This is a genomic window from Calothrix sp. NIES-2100 (genome assembly GCF_963875285.1).
In the GTDB taxonomy this organism is placed as follows: domain Bacteria; phylum Cyanobacteriota; class Cyanobacteriia; order Cyanobacteriales; family Nostocaceae; genus Aulosira.
The window spans coordinates 3,564,408-3,582,722 of the sequence record NZ_CAWNLA010000001.1; the positions used below are offsets into that span (position 1 = coordinate 3,564,408).

The following is an 18,315-nucleotide window of genomic DNA, read 5'->3' on the forward strand; positions in this document are numbered from 1 at the left end:
TTGCCAACTTTTAAGATTTCTTTATGAAGAATTAGGTTGAATTTAATAGATTAGCATAGTCAGAATTATTACGTAAGTGGTAAGATCAGCTTTTGATATCAAATAAAAAAATAATCTATCTTGTTATTTTCATAACTTAATATTCCTTTTGATTATGAAGCCGCTTGGTAAAGTCTTACAACAGGCTGACCTCATTTCATCTGAACAGGTGGAAATTGCTCTGCAAGAGCAAAGCCAAGTTACTGGGTTGCGACTTGGTGAAATTCTCGCCTTGCATGGATGGGTGAAACAAGAAACTGCTGATTTTTTCTCTCAGCAGTGGCCGGTTTTACTGGAGCGGACACCAAAACAGCCTTTGGGGAGGTATTTAGCAGCAGCTGGGCTGTTAAATGAACAGCAAGTCAGCACGATTCTGGCTGAACAACCACAGCAGCAACTTCGTTTTGGAGAATTAGCAGTACTTAAGGGATGGTTGAAACCCACGACCATTAAATTTTTTCTCGAGCATCTTGCTTTAGAATCTCAATTGCGGCAGCATATCAATCAACAGGGAGCATCTCGAATCTATGAAAATCCAGCGCATACAGAACAATTATATTTGAAAATGGCAGTGCCAAACCAGAACAATTTGAAAGTCTCGAACCCTGTTGAACATTCAGTTGTGGCATCCAATTCGGTAGAGCAGGAATCCGCAAGGTTAAAACTGTTTAGCCGTAGTACTATCAAGTTATTTAAATTAGATCAAAAAGCTGCTTGTCCAGAAGTTTTGCTGACAGAAGTCATGTTCTGGACAGATGGACAACCGATTCTCACCCAAAAGCTTTGTCGATTGCTCTCGGAGTCAGAAACTTTTATTAGCGCCGGGAAAGAAGCCGCAACAGTGCAACAGCTAGTACAAAGTCGCTTGATTGACAATTGGGAAACTCAAGCCGCATCTGAGCATTTGCAAGGATTGAGCGCAAGTATCATTCACAATCAACAATGCGATCCGTTATTGCTGTTGGCAGCGTACCAGCAAATTTGCATTGAGGGTGAAGTTAAGAGCAAAGCTAGTCCAGAACAGGCAGAACTGTTGCGGTTAAAATTGGTAGTGCAACAACAAGATCAGCTAAAAGTTGCCAATCGCATTTACCAAGCAGTTTTCGATCGCAATTGGATAGAGCAGGAATCAGTAAAGTTAAGACTATTGAGCAGCCGCAAGCTCAATTTATTCAAATTAGATGAAAAAGCTGCTTGTCCTGAGGTTTTATGGGCAGAAGTACGGTTTTGGACTAATGAGCAACCGATTCTCACCCAAAAGCTTTGTCAATTGCTGGCGGAGTCAGAAACTTTTATTAGCGCAGGGAACGAAGCCGCAACAGTGCAACAGCTAGTCCAAAGTCGCTTGATTGACAATTGGCAAACTCAAGCCGCAGCTGAGCATTTGCAAGGGATCAGCGCAAGTATCATTCACAATCAGCAATGCGATCCGTTATCTATATTGGAATTGTACCAGCAAATTTGCATTGAGGGCGAATTCCCCAGCAATGGCAGTTTACAACAGGCTGAACTGTTGCGGAGCGGCTTGGTAGCGCCACAAGAAGATAAGCTAAAAGTGGCGAACCGCATTTACCAAGAAGTTTTCGATCGCAATTGGATAGAGCAGGAATCCGCAAGGTTAAGATTATTTAGCCGCAGCAATATCAAATTATTCAAATTAGATCAAAAAGCTGCTTGTCCCGACATTGTAAGTTCAGAAATATTGTTGTGGACAGATGGACAACCGCTTCTCACTTCTTTGCTTTGTCAATTGCTCTGTGAGTCAGAAATTTTTATTAGTGCAGGGAACGAAGCCGCAACAGTACAACAGCTAGTCCAAAGTCGCTTGATTGACAATTGGCAAACTCAAGCCGCAGCTGAACATTTGCAAGGGGTGCGCGAAAGTCTGCTTGGCAATCAGGAATGCGATCCATTATTGCTGTTGGAATTGTACCAGCAAATTTGGCAACAAGGGGAAGTTGCAAATGACAATAGCAGTCGGGAACAGGCGGAACTATTGCGCATCGGATTAGTAGTCCAAAAAAAAGAGCGGCTGAAACTGGGAAACCGCATTTACCAAGCAGTTTTTGATCGCAATTGGGTAAGGCAGGAGTTAGAGAAAATAATTAGAGCCTCCTTGGCACAAACAACTATATATAATCCCGTAAGAGCGACTCATACTCCGAATGTCCGCAATACCCTTACATCACCTGAACCGAAAGGAACTAAACGGTGGTTGGTGTTGCTAGCAATAGCTGGGTTAATGGTTTGTGGTTCTAGCTTGATGGTTTTTGGTTTGAGTGTTTTTAGATGGTTACAAGTAGAAGCAATTTTTAAACGAGGTAATGCGCTATTGCAGCAAGGAGAATATCAACAAGCGATCGCCAAATATAATAAACTTTTAAAACTCGATAGCAACTACTACCAATCTTGGACTAACCGAGGCTATGCCCTAGCCGGACTAAAAGACTATAACCAGATGCTAGAATCCTGTACCACAGCCACTATCATCAATCCAGAAGCTGTTTATGCCTGGAATTGCCGGGGCGAAGCGATGTATAATTTAAAACAATATAACCAGGCGCTCGCGGCTTTTGATAAAGCTATTATGCTCAACGGCAAAGACCCTGTATTCTGGATCAATAAAACCGAAGCACTAATAGCACTGAAACAACCAGATACAGCGCTGACTACGATTAATCAAGGCATAGAGTTATTAAAACAGGTATGGGAAGTTGAAGGCAAAGATGCAAATGCCAAAGAATTAGCTATTGGGTTTACCTATCTAGCCAAAGTATTATTGCAAAAACAGGATTATGTTGGAGCGCTCAAAGCTTTTGAGCAAGCATTAAAATACAATCCTAACTACTTTGCAGCTTTGCGGGGGAAAGGAATCGCCCTACAAAACTTAAAGCGAGACGATCAAGCGATCGCCCAATTTTATTTTCTCCTAGAGCGTCCCCAGTTAACTAATACCGAAAAAGCAGAAGCCTGGTATTATTTGGGATTAAGCCTGTGTAAATTCCACCAAACCGAAAGAGCGATCGCCGCTTTCGATCAAGCCCTGAAGCTCAAACCAGACTACCAAGCCGCCGAACAAGGGAAAAAAGCTTGTCCCAATTGAGTAGGGGACAAGGGGGACAAGGGGGACAAGGGAGATGAGGGAGAAATAATCAATGCCCTATGCCCCATGCCCCATGCCCAATAGCCTTTTTGTTAAAATGGCCACCAAAAAGGTTTTGTCTCCGTGTAAGTACGGCTAATAGTCCGGACATCTGGACGTTGTGCTTGCTTGAAATCTTTACCCAACATTTCGTATAAAGCTTGAGAGGGGTTATCAGCTGGTTTTAAACTAAATAAAACTTGAGCACTGTAATGATCGCAACCGATCCCTCTGCGTTCTACAGCACAGACAACAGGTTGGTTTTTCAGCTTATCAGTTGTTAAGTATTTAGAACTACCCGTATCATAAATATTCTGTAAAGTTTTAGCTGTATTCTGGCAATCTTCCACAGCATCCGTAGATGAGAAGTATTTCGGAATAAATTTCAACATAGTGTAATCTTTAGCAGTTCCGGCTTGAATCAAAGTCAAAACCACGGTTGGTGTACTGGCATTAGTCTTGCAAGTGACTTGCACGTTGCTAGCCTTGCTCGGCGCGGAGAGTGCGGCTACAGCACCCAGAGCTAATATTGGCACTGTCCCCATACTTAGCCACCACTGCCACTTGTTCATATTACTTAACTCCCTTTCTTGACCGATATTTAGGCTTGAATATAGACTCAATAATATTATTCTTTTTAGTTAATTTTACCTAAATTAAACTAAAAAAACATCAAGTAATTTTCCCGTGGGATTGATTTTTCCCCTGTGCAAAATGAAACAAGTACCTCGCCAAATTTTATTTACTGGTAGTATTTATATCTGCTGTATATTTGCTAGTTTCCCCTGTAAAGCTCAAATATCGTCAGATAACACACTTCCTATTCCAAGCAATATTACGCAATCTGGTAAATTATTTGAAGTTACTGGAGGAACACAATTAGGTAACAATCTTTTTCATAGCTTTCAGGAATTCTCTGTTCCCAATGGTGGCGAGGCTTTTTTCAAAAACAGCACAAATATTAATAACATTACCAACATCATCAGTCGAGTCACCGGTGGGTCAATTTCCCAGATTGATGGCTTAATCAGAGAAAACTTCGGTGCTAATTTTATCCTGATCAATCCCAGTGGCATTAACTTTGGTGCCAATGCCCAACTGAATATTGGTGGCTCGTTTTTGGCAAGTACGGCCAATAGTATCAAATTTGCTGATGGTGCAGAATTTAGCGCCACTGATTCAGCTTCCCCTGGACTCACAATTAGCGTACCCATTGGCTTGCAATTTGGGCAAAATCCGCAACCGATTCGTGTCCAAGGGAATGGGCATAACATAACTTTGCAAAGTCCGATATTCTCACCATTCACTAGGGGGGACAGCACCGGGTTGGAGGTGCAACCAGGAAATACCTTAGCCTTGGTAGGTGGGGGAATTTTCTTTGAGGGTGGAACTGTTACAGCCGAGGGCGGACGCATTGATTTAGGTAGCGTAGGTGGTGGCTTGGTAAGTCTTGATCCCAGCCCTCAAGGCTGGAATTTAGGCTATCAGGGAGTGAGCAACTTTCAGGATATTTCCCTATCGCAAAAAGCATTAGCAGATACCAGTGGCATAGGTAGTGGCTCAATTCAGCTGCAAGGAAGAAACATTGCCGTTAGCGATGGCTCAGTTGTATTAATTCAAACTCTGGGTACTGAAGCAGCAGGCGGTATTAATGTCAATGCCTCTGAATCCTTGTCCTTGATTGGCACTACAACAAACGGACAGATTTCCAGCAACTTATTTACAGAAACTATTGGCGGTGGTAGGAGTGGCGATATTATTGTTTCTACCCCCAGCTTACTGGTTCAAGATGGGGCAGTGATCTCTGCGGCTACTTACACTCCTGCTCCTGGTGGTAATGTCGATATCAGAGCAGCAGATTCTGTGAAAGTGTTAGGATTTTCACCATTTAATCCAAGTCGATTCAGTAATATTACTGCCTCAACTTTTGGAGCGGGTGATGCGGGAACGCTGACTATATCAACACAGCAGTTGACGGCACTTTCAGGAGGAAGTATTTCCTCCGTCACCGCTGGTACAGGCGATGGTGGTAATCTGACTTTAAATGCCGCCAAGTTGGTAGAACTGATTGGCGTGACACCAGGCGTTTTCACCCCCAGCACAGTCACGGCGGGTACTGGCGGCCCAGGAAAAGCGGGCAGCGTGACAATCAATACTCAGCGTTTGGTCGTCAAAGATGGCGGGAGAGTGGATGCTTCCACCTTAGCTAGTGGCACTGCTGGGAGTGTGACGATTAACGCTCAGGATGCTGTAGAGGTGAGTGGGACAGTTCCTGGCTCTGTTAATCCCAGTCTGATCATCTCCAGCGGCAACATTGTTGATCCGGCTTTGCAACAGTTATTGCAAGTGCCCCCTGTACCGAGTGGAGACTCTGGAGATGTGACAATTAACACTGGGCAATTGCTGGTCACAGATGGTGCGCAAGTGACAGTGAGGAATGATGGCACGGGGGATGCAGGAACGCTGCGGGTGAATGCTGGCTCGATTTTACTGAATAGTCAAGGAAAGATCACGGCGGACAATCTAGGTACAGGCTCTGGTGGTAACTTGATAATAGATACAGGTAAGTTGACAATTGGCGATCGCGCCTTCTTATCTGCATCAACTTTTGGTGATGGTACGGGAGGAGATATTAATATCCGCGCTACCGACTCAGTAGAAATATTGGGCGATGGATTTGCACAGATGCAAGGTACTTTTCAAGTCGGAGCGCTTTTGGGCACACTCAAGCCCACTGACCGGGGAACTGGCATTTTTATTAGCACTGCCGGTGCGGGTACTTCCGGTGACCTCAATCTTGAGACTCCCTCCTTAATTATGCGTAACGGAGCCATCATATTTAATCTGACATTTACTGGGGGAATAGGCGGGGATCTGAATATTCGTGCCTCCGACTTCGTAGACTTGAATGGTTCTGCCATCCAAACTGGAAATGTCATCGGCAGTACTGGCACAGCAGGTAACATCAAAATTGATACCAAGCAATTGTCATTGCAAGATGGCGCCACCTTCGTCAGCGCCACCTTAGGGAATGGTCAAGGTGGAAATATTGAAATTAACGCTGCTGACACGATACAAATACAGAGAACCCCACCAGGAGCCGCGCTGTTAACTGGTATCTACACCAATACTACCTTCGGTACAGGAAAGGGTGGCGACCTGCAAATTGATACCGGCAAACTGTTTGTCGAAGACGGGGTGATTGGCAGTAATACAGGAAGTTCCACCCCTGCGGGTGTGATTCCATTTGGGGGGCCGGGCGGCAATGTCACGGTTAATGCTCGCGACTCTGTAGAAATTGCGGGAGTCTTACCCGATCCGAGATTTCCCAGTGGTTTGGGAACTACAGGGTTTAGTGCTTCTCGTTCAGGAGATTTAACGATTTCTACCAAGAAGTTGATTCTCCGCGAAGGGGCAGATGCATCAACTGCTACTTTGGGCGCTGGTACAGGGGGAACTCTAACTGTCAACGCTTCCGAGTCCATTGAACTAAGTGGTAAGACCGTCGGAGACTTGACATTAGGAAGTATATCGGCGGCGGCTGGTCGGGCTAACTTACCAGAACTCCAAGCCACTGGTGCTTCGGGCGACATCAAGCTGTTTACAGACAAGTTAATTGTCCGGGATGGGGCAAAAATTGATGTGCAAAGTTTAGGGACGGGAAATGCAGGTAATTTGCAAGTAGTAGCTAACTCTATCCTGTTGGATAATCAAGGAACCATATCTGCTGCGACCACATCTGGTGAAGGTGGTAACATTTCCCTGCAAACACGTTCTGTACTGATGCGCCATAACAGTCAGATATCTGCTACCGCCGGCGGCAGTGGTAACGGGGGTAATATCAACATTACTGGCTTTAGTCCCGCCAACTTTGTGGCGTTGCTGGAAGGAAGTAAGATTACTGCTGATGCTGTGGAGGGAAGGGGAGGAAATATCAGCATCAACACTAGAGGAATCTTTGTCTGTTTAACTTGCCAAATTAGTGCTAGTTCCCAACTCGGAATCGCTGGACAAATCAGCATCAATACACCAGAAGCCGCCAATAACTTTGAAGTTGTCGATATACCGCAAGAAGTAGCGAAACCTGAACAAGTTGTAGCCCAAGCTTGTCGCGCGACAACCAGTCAAAATCGCAGCGAGTTTACCATCACCGGACGGGGAGGTTTACCACCTCGTCCAAGCGAACAGCTAAGTAGTGGGGCTTTAATTAGTTTTCAGCCGACTGCTAGTGCTGCAAAAGAGGTGCAGAATACTTCCCAACTACCACTACCTGCAAGAGGTTGGTATATGAATTCTCAAGGTGTGGTAGTTCTCGCCAGTCAATCACCTAATCCGAGTCCTTATAATTCTGGGTTAACTTCATCTAATTGTCATGAGAATTAAACAGAGGTGGGATGAGGTTACTTTTATCTCACGCCCAGTCGCAAAGTTGCAGAGGATAAAAATTGCTGTGGGGGTGAGTGTTTGGCGACAGAGATTTTCTTTGTCTCCTTGTTTGAGCTTGATGCTGCTGTTGCATCTTTTGTATCAGACAAACTCTGTTTACGCCCAATCGATTAATCCTGTTACCCCACAGCCACCGGAACAACCGCAACCATTACCCCTCCCACCAACAAATACACCGATTCAAATACAGCCTACCCCACCGCCAACTCCGGATGAAGTTCTGGATATTCCTGGGAGTATCACGGTGCAGAAGTTCGAGTTTGTGGGGAATACTGCCTTTAGTCAAGAAGAGTTAAATTCGGCGATCGCTAATTTTACCAACAAACCGATTACCTTTGCTGAACTCCTCAAAGCTGCTAATCAAATCACTGCCCTGTATGTGCAAAAAGGGTATATTACCTCTGGTGCTTATATCCCAGCGCAAGAATTTCGCTCAGGTATCATTAAAGTTCAGGTAGTAGAAGGCAGTTTAGAAGATATTCAAGTCAATGTTACCAAAGGACGGCTGAACTCTGATTATGTCCGGAGTCGAATTGCGATCGCTACTCAAAAACCCCTGAATATCAACCGTCTCCAAGAAGCGTTGCAACTATTGCAAGTCAATCCCCTGATTGAAAGCTTAGATGCTGAACTTACTGCGGGGACTAAGCCCGGTGTAAATTCGCTTACAGTCACAGTCAAGGCAGCGAGAACTTTCAACGCCATAGTCAATGTTAATAATAACCGTAACCCTAGTGTTGGGAGTTTGGAGCGCGGTATAGCATTATCAGAAGCTAGCCTCTTGGGAATAGGCGATCGCTTAAATTTTACTTACAAAAATACCGATGGCAGCAATAGCTTTGAAGGCAGCTATACTTTGCCTGTAAATCCACGTAATGGCAGCGTTGCTTTTAACTACCGGATTAGCAACAACAAAATTATTGAACCCCCGTTTAATGATTTGAATATCGAGGTAGATTCTCGTGAGTTTGAACTAACTTTTCGTCAACCGATCCTGCAAACAGCTACCCCAGAAGTCAGCCAAGAACTCACCTTGAGTTTCAGCGCCGCGAGAAGGGAAAGTGATTCTTCCATTCAAGGCGTGAAGTTTCCCGTATTTCCTGGGGCTGACAACCAAGGAGAAACACGGGTATCAGAATTGAGTTTTGCCCAAGAATGGCTACAGCGGAGTCGTCAAGAAGTCTTCGCGGCGCGTTCGGAATTTAATTTGGGGATTGGAGCCTTTAGAGCCACAATTAATAACACTGAACCAGATAGCCGTTATTTCCTCTGGCGGGGACAAATGATTTATTTACGCCTCCTCGGTCAGCCAAATACCCAAACAGCGATCGCCCCGACATTATTGTTGCGTTCTAATGTGCAATTGGCAACTAGCTCTCTGCTTTCCATTGAACAGTTTAGTTTAGGCGGTCAAGGAACAGTGCGCGGTTATCGCCAAGATACTTTACTCAGCGACAATGGCATTTTTGCCTCCGCAGAACTGCGATTACCGATCGCCCGCTTCCCAGAAGTGCAAGGAACTTTACAAGTCGCACCATTTATCGATGTTGGTACTGTTTGGAATACAGATAGAGAAAATCCCCACCCCAACACCCTAGTAGGTACGGGATTAGGCTTACTTTGGCAAATGGGCGACCGATTCACAGCCCGCCTTGATTGGGGTATACCATTGGTCAATATTGATACTGACAAGCGGACATGGCAAGACAACGGCGTGTATTTTCAATTGGAGTATAAAGCGTTTTGAGAGGGGTTAGGGGTTAGGGGCTAGGGACTAGGGGTTAGGGGCTAGAGGGATGAGGGGGACAAATGACAAATGACAAATGACAAATGACAAATGACAAATGACAAAAAAATACCGTCGTCTATTAATTTTCATTTTTTCAGGCTTATTGGGACTGTTATCGAGTTTCAGTATCCCCGCTTGGTCGAATTCTGATAGTGTACAATTTACCCAGCCTGCCAATGCTTTAGAGTTAGCCACAGAAGGTGAACGCCGCTACAATGGGGGAGACTTAGCAGCAGCAGCACAGTTATGGCAAAAAGCGGCTGAGGCTTATCGAAAAATTGGCGATCGCGAGGGGATGAGTAAAAGTCTGATCAATAAGTCTCAGGCTTTGCAAGATTTAGGGCTTTATCCCAAGGCTTGTAATACTTTACTTGATGCTTTTGCCATCAATAACCCCAACTGTAGTCAAAGCCAAATTGAGCAACTCCAGAAAACTCTGACGCCAAAACGAGATTCTCTGACTCTCACTCAAGCAATTGGTTTGCAGAGTCTGGGTGATGTGCTGCGCAGACAGGGGTTGTTGCAAAAGTCGCAAGAAATTTTGCTCTTAAGTTTAGCATCGATTCCCGAATCACCAGCAAAAAGCGCTGTGCTATTGAGTTTAGGTAACACCGAACGCGCTTTAGGTAACCAAATCCGCGATCGCTGGGATTATGATGTGGTGACGGAAATTATTGATCGTAAATCTGTCTCTGATGCACTAGCGCCTTACCAACAAGCTTTTAACTACTATCAGCAAGCAGCAAATATCCCATCAGCGCCACCCATTCCCAAAATTCAAGCGCAACTTAATCATTTCCAGCTATTACTAGAAATGCAAAGGTGGTGGGGTGAACAAACTAACCGCCGGATTGCTTCGTGGACGAGATTTGCTGAATCTAAATTAATCCAACGCTCAAAAGATTTCATCTCTGATTTACAGTTACAGCTGAGTCAAGATGCACAAACATTGCAAAATCAAATTGCACCGAATTTGCTGACTCTGACTCCTAGTCGCGCTGTCATCTATGCCCAAATTAACTTTGCTGAATCTTTAATGCAAAGCGCCCAAACATCAGAGGTTGAAGCTTTATTAAAAAATGCACTGCAACAGGCGCGGACTCTACAAGATAGACGATCCCAAACTTACGCCCTAGGCTACCTAGGAAAATTTTATCATCAACAAGGGGACTTAACTCAAGCAACTAAACTGACGCAGCAAGCACTGATATTAGCTCAGGAACAAAATATCAATGGTGATGCGAGGGAAATTACTTATCTTTGGCAATCCCAGTTAGGGCGTTTACTACGAAAACAGAAAGATTCCAAAGGAGCGATCGCCGCTTATACCGCCGCCTTCAATACTCTCCAATCTCTGCGCAGCGATTTAAATGCTAACAATCAAGATGTCCAATTTGACTTTCTCCAAGAAGTTAAACCTGTATATGTAGAATTAGTCGATTTGCTTTTAAAATCAAATCTCAGCAAAGAAGAATTAAATTACCTCATCGTACCCAATCCCAGCCGTAAGCAAGAAAAAGCTGAAAACAAAAATTCCCAAGAAAGTTTAGAATTAGCTCGCCGAGTCATAGAGTCTCTACAATTAGCAGAACTAGATAACTTCTTTCAAGACCCATGTTCCGAAACCGCAAATGTTGCGGTGCAAATTGATAATATTGATCCATCTGCTGCTGTTATCTATCCCATTGTGTTACCAGACCGCTTAGAAGTGATTCTGTCTGTAGCAGGGAATCCCTTACAAGAAGTAAAAATTCCTCTCAGTGAATCAGAAGTTAATGAAACTTTAGACCGACTTTATGATTATTTAGACAACGTTACTATCAATAATTCAGCCCGCAATATTTTCTCTACTTCTAACCCCAACCCCAGAGAATTAAAAGAAAATATTGAGACATTGTTACCAATTCTCACAGAAGTTTATAACTGGTTAATTAAACCTTTCGAGAGCCAGTTAAATACCAACAAAATTAATAACTTAGTCTTTGTCTTAAATGGGAGATTGCAGCGAGTACCAATAGCTGCACTTTATGATGGACAAAAATATCTCATCGAAAAATATAGCGTCGCCCTGGTTCCTAGCTTGCAACTAATCTCTCCGCAAAAATTTCCCAGAAAACAGTTGAAAGTATTAGCGGCTGGAGTTAGCGAACAAATTAACGTGCAAGGAGAATTTTTTGCTGCACTAGTTAATGTACCCAAAGAATTAGAGCAAATTAAACAAACTTTTCCCGCTTCCCAAAAGCTGCTAAATCAAGAGTTTACCAGCAAAACTATTGAAAAACAGCTAAAATCAAACTTCCCAGTTGTTCACTTAGCAACTCATGGGTTGTTTAGTTCCAATCCCCAGCGGAATTTTATTATAACAGGAGATGGAAAAAGCATCAGTATCGGTGAGTTGAGTAAGTTGTTAAAAGAATCGGGTACAAACATAGAACTACTAGTGTTGAGCGCCTGCGAAACCGCCACAGGCGATGAACGCGCTGTTTTAGGCTTAGCTGGTATGGCTGTTCGCTCCGGCGCCCATAGTACACTTGCGAGTCTTTGGCCTGTGGGAGATACTTCTACAGCATTATTCATGGGTCAATTCTACCAAAACCTCAAAAAGCCCGGAAACAAACAAATAGAAGCCCTCAGAACCGCCCAACTATCGCTATTAGAATCTTTGAAATCGAATCCACCTTTCCCAGAATTGAAAAATCTTCCTCCCCATCCTTATTATTGGGCGCCTTATGTTTTGGTGGGCAATTGGCAATAAAAATCGCGAAGCGCCAAAAGTTTGTGGTTGATTGACTTTGTTGGTTGATTACTTTGTCCTGGCGGTACAGAAAAGATTGCTAGATTGATGGTAGTTTATTGTTGCAAAAACTCCTTTATCTTAATCGCGATACAAGCCATGACACTCAATTTATATCTATTGCGACATGGAGAAACTACTTTTAGTCAAAGTGGTAATTTCTGCGGTAAAACTGATGCGGAGTTGACCTCTGAAGGGATGCAGATGGCAGAGAGTTTTGCCAATGTTTATCAAAAGTTGAAGTGGGAAGCCGTTTATGTTAGCCCGATGAAGCGGACAATTGCAACTGCCAAGCCTTTTTGTGATGCTATCGGTATGGATATGCAGTTGCGTGACGGACTTAGAGAAGGTAGTTACGGCGAATGGGAAAGTAAGAGTAAATCGTTTGCTCAAGAGAATTACGCCCAAAATTATCTCAAATGGATGACAGAACCTGCTTGGAATGCACCACTAGGCGGAGAAACTGCGGTAGAGATTGCTAACCGTTCTATGCCTGTAATTGCGGAAATTCAAGAAAAACATCCCCAAGGTAATGTTTTAGTAGTTTCCCATAAAGCCACGATTCGGATTATGCTTTGCAGTTTACTGGGAATTGATTTGGGACGCTATCGCTATCGGGTGAATATTTTGGTCGCGTCGGTAAGTATGGTTAAATTTGACGTTAATGGTCCTTTGCTAGAAATCTTAGGCGATCGCCATCATCTACCCGATCATATTCGCTCTCGTCCAGGAACATAATATTCCCTACTAAACCTCGTCCATTTTGAAACCTGGAGTAGTGCGGGCATCTTGCCCGCTACGAAGAGCAGGGAGCAAGATGCTCCCACTACTTTTAAAACTATGGTTCTCAAAATAGATGTGGTTTAGCGGGTAGGGGCACGGCAGTGCCCATTGGTGTCAACTTAAGTCAAAACGCTTATTCCACAGGCATTTTACCCCACCCCTCAATCCCCTCCCCGCTTGCGGGGAGGGGAGGTTTTGCGTCAGCAAAGCCGGGGTGGGGTGACGCGGATCATGATGTTAAGTGAGAGAATTCGCTCATTACATCTTGGCAAGGGTTAAACGTTAAGTTGACACGTATGGGCACTGCCGTGCCCTCAAGAGTGTATTGGACTCAACCGAAAACCGCTATATAATCTGTATGGCGCAGTAATTAGTAATCAGTGAGTTGAGGTAAAGCTATCTATTTCAATTAAGGATAAAAAGGAGAGGGGCTGACTCATATTAGCAGCAAAGCCCAAAATTCCTGGATCTCGATGAGAGTAAAGTAACTGACCTTTGCTATCAAATAGAAAAGTCCCACCGCGTTGAGTTAAGTAGGCAGAATTTGGTACATAAGTCTGCCAATTGCTCAGAACTTCCATCATATTTCGTAGCCGTAGAGTAGCTAATTCAAAGGGACGTTGAAAACCATTTCCGCCAGCTAATTGGAAAAACGAGCCTTTAAAAGCAGGTAGAGGAGTGCCTTGAATAATTTCATCATCTTCAACCAGTTGAGCAGCTTGACGATCTCCCGTGTATCCCCGAAAAACTTCTCTTAGCGTTCCCGGACTTCCAAACCCTGCACACATTAACATTAGATTTAGCCAAGCTTTCACTGATACAGAAAGTCCAGGAACAGAAAGATTCAGACCTGAATAAAGTTTGAGTTGGTGATGTAGTTCTGCATTAGGTGCAACAAATAGATTTTGGGGTGGAAATCCTGTATATTCACAGAATTTTATTCCAGAAGCGCGATCGCCAATTCCCACTGCACGAATAGCGAGTTTTTCCGGTGGTAATTGTGTAGCTTTGCGCTGTAACCACCATGCATATTCAAGACTATCAAAATCCCCAAGTTGTGGCCAGACTAAAATCAGAATATGTGAGGCAGTGTCGCAATTTTCTAGTAGGGGTCGGGTCATGCCATCACTAACAAGCTGAAGTTCGGTCTGATTAAGGATAGTGTAGGGATTCATTACAAGAAATTAATTGCTATTCAGCTATTCAATTTTAGTCTAATTTTAATTGAGAATTAACCGTTATAAATTTCTTCAGCCAACAGATGGGGGACTTATCCATTGAGTTGTTACAGAATCCAAAGATGCAGTCTTTTACTAATTATACTGGCTATATGCTTTACGCTGGTAAGCGTGCATTCATTTGGAGAAACAATTATGACATCAGCACCGCAGTTGCTGACCGATCCATTTTTGCAGCTACCAACTGAAACTTCAGTGCGAGTAGTTTGGTTTACAGAATTTGCAGGTAGTCAACATCTAGTCAATTATGGCGATAATCTGGCTTTGACTTCTAGGGCAAGTACAATTAAACTGAGTCGCACCAGGGAAGATGAGCGATGCCTACGGCGGGCTACGCCTACGCATTTTGCAAACCAAACCGAAAATGGTCAAGTGTATCAACAAACGCTTTGGCGGGACATTTGGCGACATGAAGCTGAAGTAACTGGGTTAACGCCTGGTGTGCGGGTGAATTATCGGGTAACGAGTGTGCGGGAAGATGGAGAAACTGTCAGCAGCGATGTTTTTACCCTTGCACCTAATCCCAAACCAGGGACACCATTAAAAATTTTACTGACCTCAGACCATCAACTCAAGCCGATGACCGCAGCAAATCTGCAAAAGGTGGTGGAGACAGTCGGACGAGTTGATGCTGTGTGGTTTGCTGGTGATTTAGTTAATATTAGCGATCGCGCTTCTGAATGGTTTGATGATAATCGCGGTGGTGCGTTTTTTCCCGCTTTGCAAGGTCGCGCTAACTATACAATGAACCACGACGGTGTAAATACAACCTACACCGGGGGACAAATTATTCAACATGCACCATTGTTTTCCTGTATTGGCAATCATGAAGTCATGGGAAGATTCCAAAGAAATCCCAGCTTAGGGGATGAATTTAATGATACGATTCCCCGTGCAGTTGCGCAAAAATTATATAGCGGTAAATCTTTAAAAGATAATTCCTTTAATACTGATACCTACGAAGAGATTTTCACCCTCCCAACAAGTAAAGCAGGTGGAAAGCGATATTATGCTGTTACCTTTGGTGATGTGCGTTTGGTAGTACTTAACATTACAAATATGTGGCGAACGCCGAAATTTGATTCACCGTATCGAGGTAGATACAAAGAAGCAGTAAAAGATTTAGATAATCCCGAAAATTGGGGTTATGGACAGTTAATTTATGAACCAATTAATAAAGGTAGTCAGCAGTACAATTGGCTAGAACAAGAACTGAATAGTGATGAATTTAAAGAAGCGAAATACAAAGTTGTGATGTTTCATCATCCGCCCCATACTTTGGGTGATAATATTGTTCCAGCTTACACAGATCCAGTACAGATAATTGAACGCGATGATTTGGGTAACATCAAAGCAGTGCGTTACGAATATCCCAAAGATGCTGATTATATTATCCGCGATGTTATCCCGTTACTAGAAGCGGCTGATGTGCAATTAGTTTTATATGGTCATTCTCATTTATGGAATCGCTTTTGTAGCTCATCGGGAATGCACTTTTTAGAAACATCCAATGTTGGTAACTCTTATGGTGCAGCTTGGGGTGATAACAAGCGAGAAGTTCCGATAGGATATCAAGAAGAATATGTTGTCTTGGGCGATCCTAATAATTTAGAACCAATAGTACCAACAATTGCCCCATTATTAGGGGAAGATGGTAAACCAATGCCTTATATTGCTAGTAATGACATCACAGTTTTTAGTATTTTTGATACGGGAACAGGTACGATTAGCAGCTACCGTTTTGATACGCGCAAACCTGATTCTGAGGTAGTTAAGTTTGATGAATTTAAGTTGAAATAATGTAGTCAGCACTTCAGTGCTGTCATCTAAATATTTAAGCACTCTCTCATAAGCTAAACCACATCTAATTTACATATACACAATGTCAATAAATCTTGTGGGGTGGGCATCTTGCCCGCCCAAATTATGTAAGTTAAATGTGGAACAACTTAGCTTTGTCACCCGCCTGGGAATGAATTCCAAGGATCAAAGTTCAAGTAGGGGCGGGTTAAGCGAGATAGTCGTGAATTATGGGAGCATATCTGTGAACCCGCCCCTACTAAAGTAGGCTAAGGATTTTGCAGGATCTTCAGTCATCTTTAGATGACTTTTGCTATGAGACTCAGAATTCATTCTGAGACGGGCTATGGGTTTCACGTTAAGTTGACACCTATGAGCATTGCCGTGCCCTATGGTATATTGCATCCAAACGAGAACCGCTATATTACCTGCAACATCCCAATTTTACGGAATCCTTGAGATTTATACTGTATAAAATATAGAATTAGAGAAAATTTGCGTATTTTAACGGAACTAAGCAAGCAAAATGGCGAAATATGCATTGCTGATTGGGATGAGTGAGTATGAGTCTCAAAAAATAAATAACTTATCTGGTGTAGTCAAAGATATTGAAGCAATGCAGCGTGTATTAGAGAATTCAGGGATAGGCGGATTTGATGAAGTCAAATTTTTGTCTAGTCCTGATTCCGATACCATGCGATCGGAAATTGAGCAGCTATTTATGGAAAAATGCCAGAAAGATGACGTAGTGCTGCTTTATTTTTCTGGACATGGTTATAGACATGAAGACGGAAATCTATTTTTTATCAGCCGCAACACTCAAGTCAATCCCCAAGGTTTCCCCAGAATTGGTACAGCAGTAGATGCTAAATTTATCCATCAAAATTACATGAGTCGCAGCAAGTCTAAGCGACAAGTTTTAATTCTTGACTGCTGTTTTAGTGGTGCTTTTGCAGAGGGGATGAGTGCCAAAGATGTTGCTAATCTTAGTATTAAAAATGAAATTCGTGAGCAATTAGGTGGTGAAGGTAGAGCCGTGTTAACTTCATCAACAGCTACACAACAATCTTTTGAAGATTCAGGCGGCGGAGTTTACACCCGCTATTTGGTTGAGGGAATTGAAAAAGGAGCCGCTGATAGTGACAATGATGGTTTCATTACAGTAGCTGAACTGCATGAATATGCCAAGCGCAAGGTGCAGGAAGCAAAACCAGCAATGAAGCCAGAAATATTTGCAGTTAAAGAAGGTTATACAATTCGTCTAGCCAAAGCACCAGTAGGCGATCCGCAATTAGAGTATCGCAAAGAAGTTGAGCAACGTGTTAGAAATGGTCGCGTCTCGGTTGTGGGACGCAAGGTTTTGATTCGTAGACAAAGGGAGTTGAAGTTACAGCAGGAAATAGCAGCAGCGATAGAAGCAGAAGTTCTCAAACCATTCCGTGAATTGCAGGAAAGCTTGCAGGAATACGAACAAACCCTGACTGAAGCATTAGAAGAAGAACCAACTCTCAGTGATGGAACTGTTGATGATTTAAAGCGATTACAGCAAATTCTCAAACTTCGAGATGAGGATATTGCAGCTATACATAATCGCTTAATTCCTCAGCAGTCAATTAAGCCAATCTCAACAATTGACACCAAAGAACCAACAGCTAAAGAAGACGATGACCTCAGTTCTGAAAAAGGCGTAGACTATAGCAAACTGCGTGACTTGCTAGCAGCAGGGAAGTGGAAAGATGCTGATAATGAAACATATCGAGTGATGATTCAGGCTTTAGGTAAGAAGGAAGGTGATTACTTTTCGTCTGAAGAATTATTAAACTTCCCTTGTACCGACCTCCGCACGATTGACCGCTTATGGGTAAAATATAGCAATGGACGCTTTGGCTTCAGCGTTCAAAAGGAAATTTACTTGAGCGTTGGTGGTAAGCCAGACGGTAAGTATTACGAAGAAGCCTGGGAAAAATTTAGCGATCGCGTAGGATGGAGAGTGAAAAGCAAGTGGATAAGTTACACCAACACTTATGATACCTCTGCCCCTAGAGGTCACCTCCCGGGAGGCGGAGGGGTACTTACCTCTACCTATTGCGATCCGGGTATCTCTTCTCTCGCATCCAGGCTTAAAAATTGTAACATTTAAGGCTTTCAGAAATTTATAAAGATTTTTTACAAGCCCCTCATTCACGGTAGAATCAACATTTCAGATTTCCGATACCTGGCACTGCGGAGTTATGTTTCTTTCTCCGTGCAAAGTCTCCCTCTAGTCATTGCGAGCGGAGCGAAG

Annotated in this window: 9 protein-coding genes; 7 read left to right on the forward strand and 2 right to left on the reverse strand. The window is 43.3% G+C overall.

Going from position 1 to position 18,315, the window contains the following annotated elements; translation table 11 throughout:
• Positions 1–154: 154 nt before the first annotated feature.
• Positions 155–3,142, forward strand: a complete 2,988-nt coding sequence (locus tag AACU32_RS14755; protein WP_339377900.1) for a tetratricopeptide repeat protein — start codon at positions 155–157, stop codon at positions 3,140–3,142.
• A 92-nt stretch (positions 3,143–3,234) separates the two neighbouring features.
• Here the strand turns inward: AACU32_RS14755 and AACU32_RS14760 are convergent, their stop codons facing one another.
• The gene (locus AACU32_RS14760; RefSeq protein WP_339377901.1) at positions 3,235–3,753 is read right to left on the reverse strand and encodes a COP23 domain-containing protein; all 519 of its coding nucleotides are present in this window, start codon (positions 3,751–3,753) and stop codon (positions 3,235–3,237) included.
• A gap of 142 nt (positions 3,754–3,895) precedes the next feature.
• Between AACU32_RS14760 and AACU32_RS14765 the strand changes: the two genes are divergently transcribed.
• The 4 genes from AACU32_RS14765 to AACU32_RS14780 all read left to right on the forward strand — a co-directional run bounded on the left by AACU32_RS14765 (position 3,896) and on the right by AACU32_RS14780 (position 12,948).
• Positions 3,896–7,564: a two-partner secretion domain-containing protein gene (locus AACU32_RS14765; protein WP_096600655.1), complete on the forward strand. Its 3,669-nt coding sequence runs from the start codon at positions 3,896–3,898 to the stop codon at positions 7,562–7,564.
• Positions 7,554–9,374, forward strand: coding sequence for a ShlB/FhaC/HecB family hemolysin secretion/activation protein (locus AACU32_RS14770; protein WP_339377902.1), 1,821 nt, complete (start codon positions 7,554–7,556; stop codon positions 9,372–9,374). The genes AACU32_RS14765 and AACU32_RS14770 overlap by 11 nt, the downstream gene beginning before the upstream one ends.
• 97 nt (positions 9,375–9,471) lie before the next feature.
• A complete protein-coding gene (locus AACU32_RS14775; RefSeq protein ID WP_096600659.1) occupies positions 9,472–12,171 on the forward strand; it encodes a CHAT domain-containing protein in 2,700 nt (899 codons plus the stop codon).
• Positions 12,172–12,309: 138 nt separating this feature from the next.
• Entirely contained in the window at positions 12,310–12,948 is a 639-nt protein-coding gene (locus tag AACU32_RS14780) for a histidine phosphatase family protein (protein WP_096600661.1), read from the forward strand.
• A 422-nt stretch (positions 12,949–13,370) separates the two neighbouring features.
• Here AACU32_RS14780 and AACU32_RS14785 read toward each other — a convergent pair whose 3' ends face one another.
• Complete coding sequence (locus AACU32_RS14785; RefSeq protein ID WP_096600663.1) at positions 13,371–14,168, reverse strand: peroxiredoxin-like family protein; 798 nt, start codon at positions 14,166–14,168, stop codon at positions 13,371–13,373.
• Positions 14,169–14,366: 198 nt separating this feature from the next.
• On the opposite strand from AACU32_RS14785, the gene AACU32_RS14790 reads away from it, so the two are divergent.
• Together AACU32_RS14790 and AACU32_RS40725 are read left to right on the forward strand one after the other, a co-directional pair.
• The gene (locus AACU32_RS14790) at positions 14,367–16,031 is read left to right on the forward strand and encodes a purple acid phosphatase family protein (protein ID WP_096600665.1); all 1,665 of its coding nucleotides are present in this window, start codon (positions 14,367–14,369) and stop codon (positions 16,029–16,031) included.
• A gap of 526 nt (positions 16,032–16,557) precedes the next feature.
• A complete protein-coding gene (locus AACU32_RS40725; protein ID WP_445223179.1) occupies positions 16,558–18,171 on the forward strand; it encodes a caspase, EACC1-associated type in 1,614 nt (537 codons plus the stop codon).
• The last annotated feature ends 144 nt before the right edge of the window (positions 18,172–18,315 follow it).

Excerpts from the sequence above, each read along its gene's own strand:
- AACU32_RS14755 (WP_339377900.1), top strand. The coding sequence starts at position 155 with ATGAAGCCGCTTGGTAAAGTCTTACAACAGGCTGACCTCATTTCATCT.
- AACU32_RS14760 (WP_339377901.1), bottom strand. The coding sequence starts at position 3,753 with ATGAACAAGTGGCAGTGGTGGCTAAGTATGGGGACAGTGCCAATATTA.
- AACU32_RS14765 (WP_096600655.1), top strand. The coding sequence starts at position 3,896 with ATGAAACAAGTACCTCGCCAAATTTTATTTACTGGTAGTATTTATATC.
- AACU32_RS14770 (WP_339377902.1), top strand. The coding sequence starts at position 7,554 with ATGAGAATTAAACAGAGGTGGGATGAGGTTACTTTTATCTCACGCCCA.
- AACU32_RS14775 (WP_096600659.1), top strand. The coding sequence starts at position 9,472 with ATGACAAAAAAATACCGTCGTCTATTAATTTTCATTTTTTCAGGCTTA.
- AACU32_RS14780 (WP_096600661.1), top strand. The coding sequence starts at position 12,310 with ATGACACTCAATTTATATCTATTGCGACATGGAGAAACTACTTTTAGT.
- AACU32_RS14785 (WP_096600663.1), bottom strand. The coding sequence starts at position 14,168 with ATGAATCCCTACACTATCCTTAATCAGACCGAACTTCAGCTTGTTAGT.
- AACU32_RS14790 (WP_096600665.1), top strand. The coding sequence starts at position 14,367 with ATGACATCAGCACCGCAGTTGCTGACCGATCCATTTTTGCAGCTACCA.
- AACU32_RS40725 (WP_445223179.1), top strand. The coding sequence starts at position 16,558 with ATGGCGAAATATGCATTGCTGATTGGGATGAGTGAGTATGAGTCTCAA.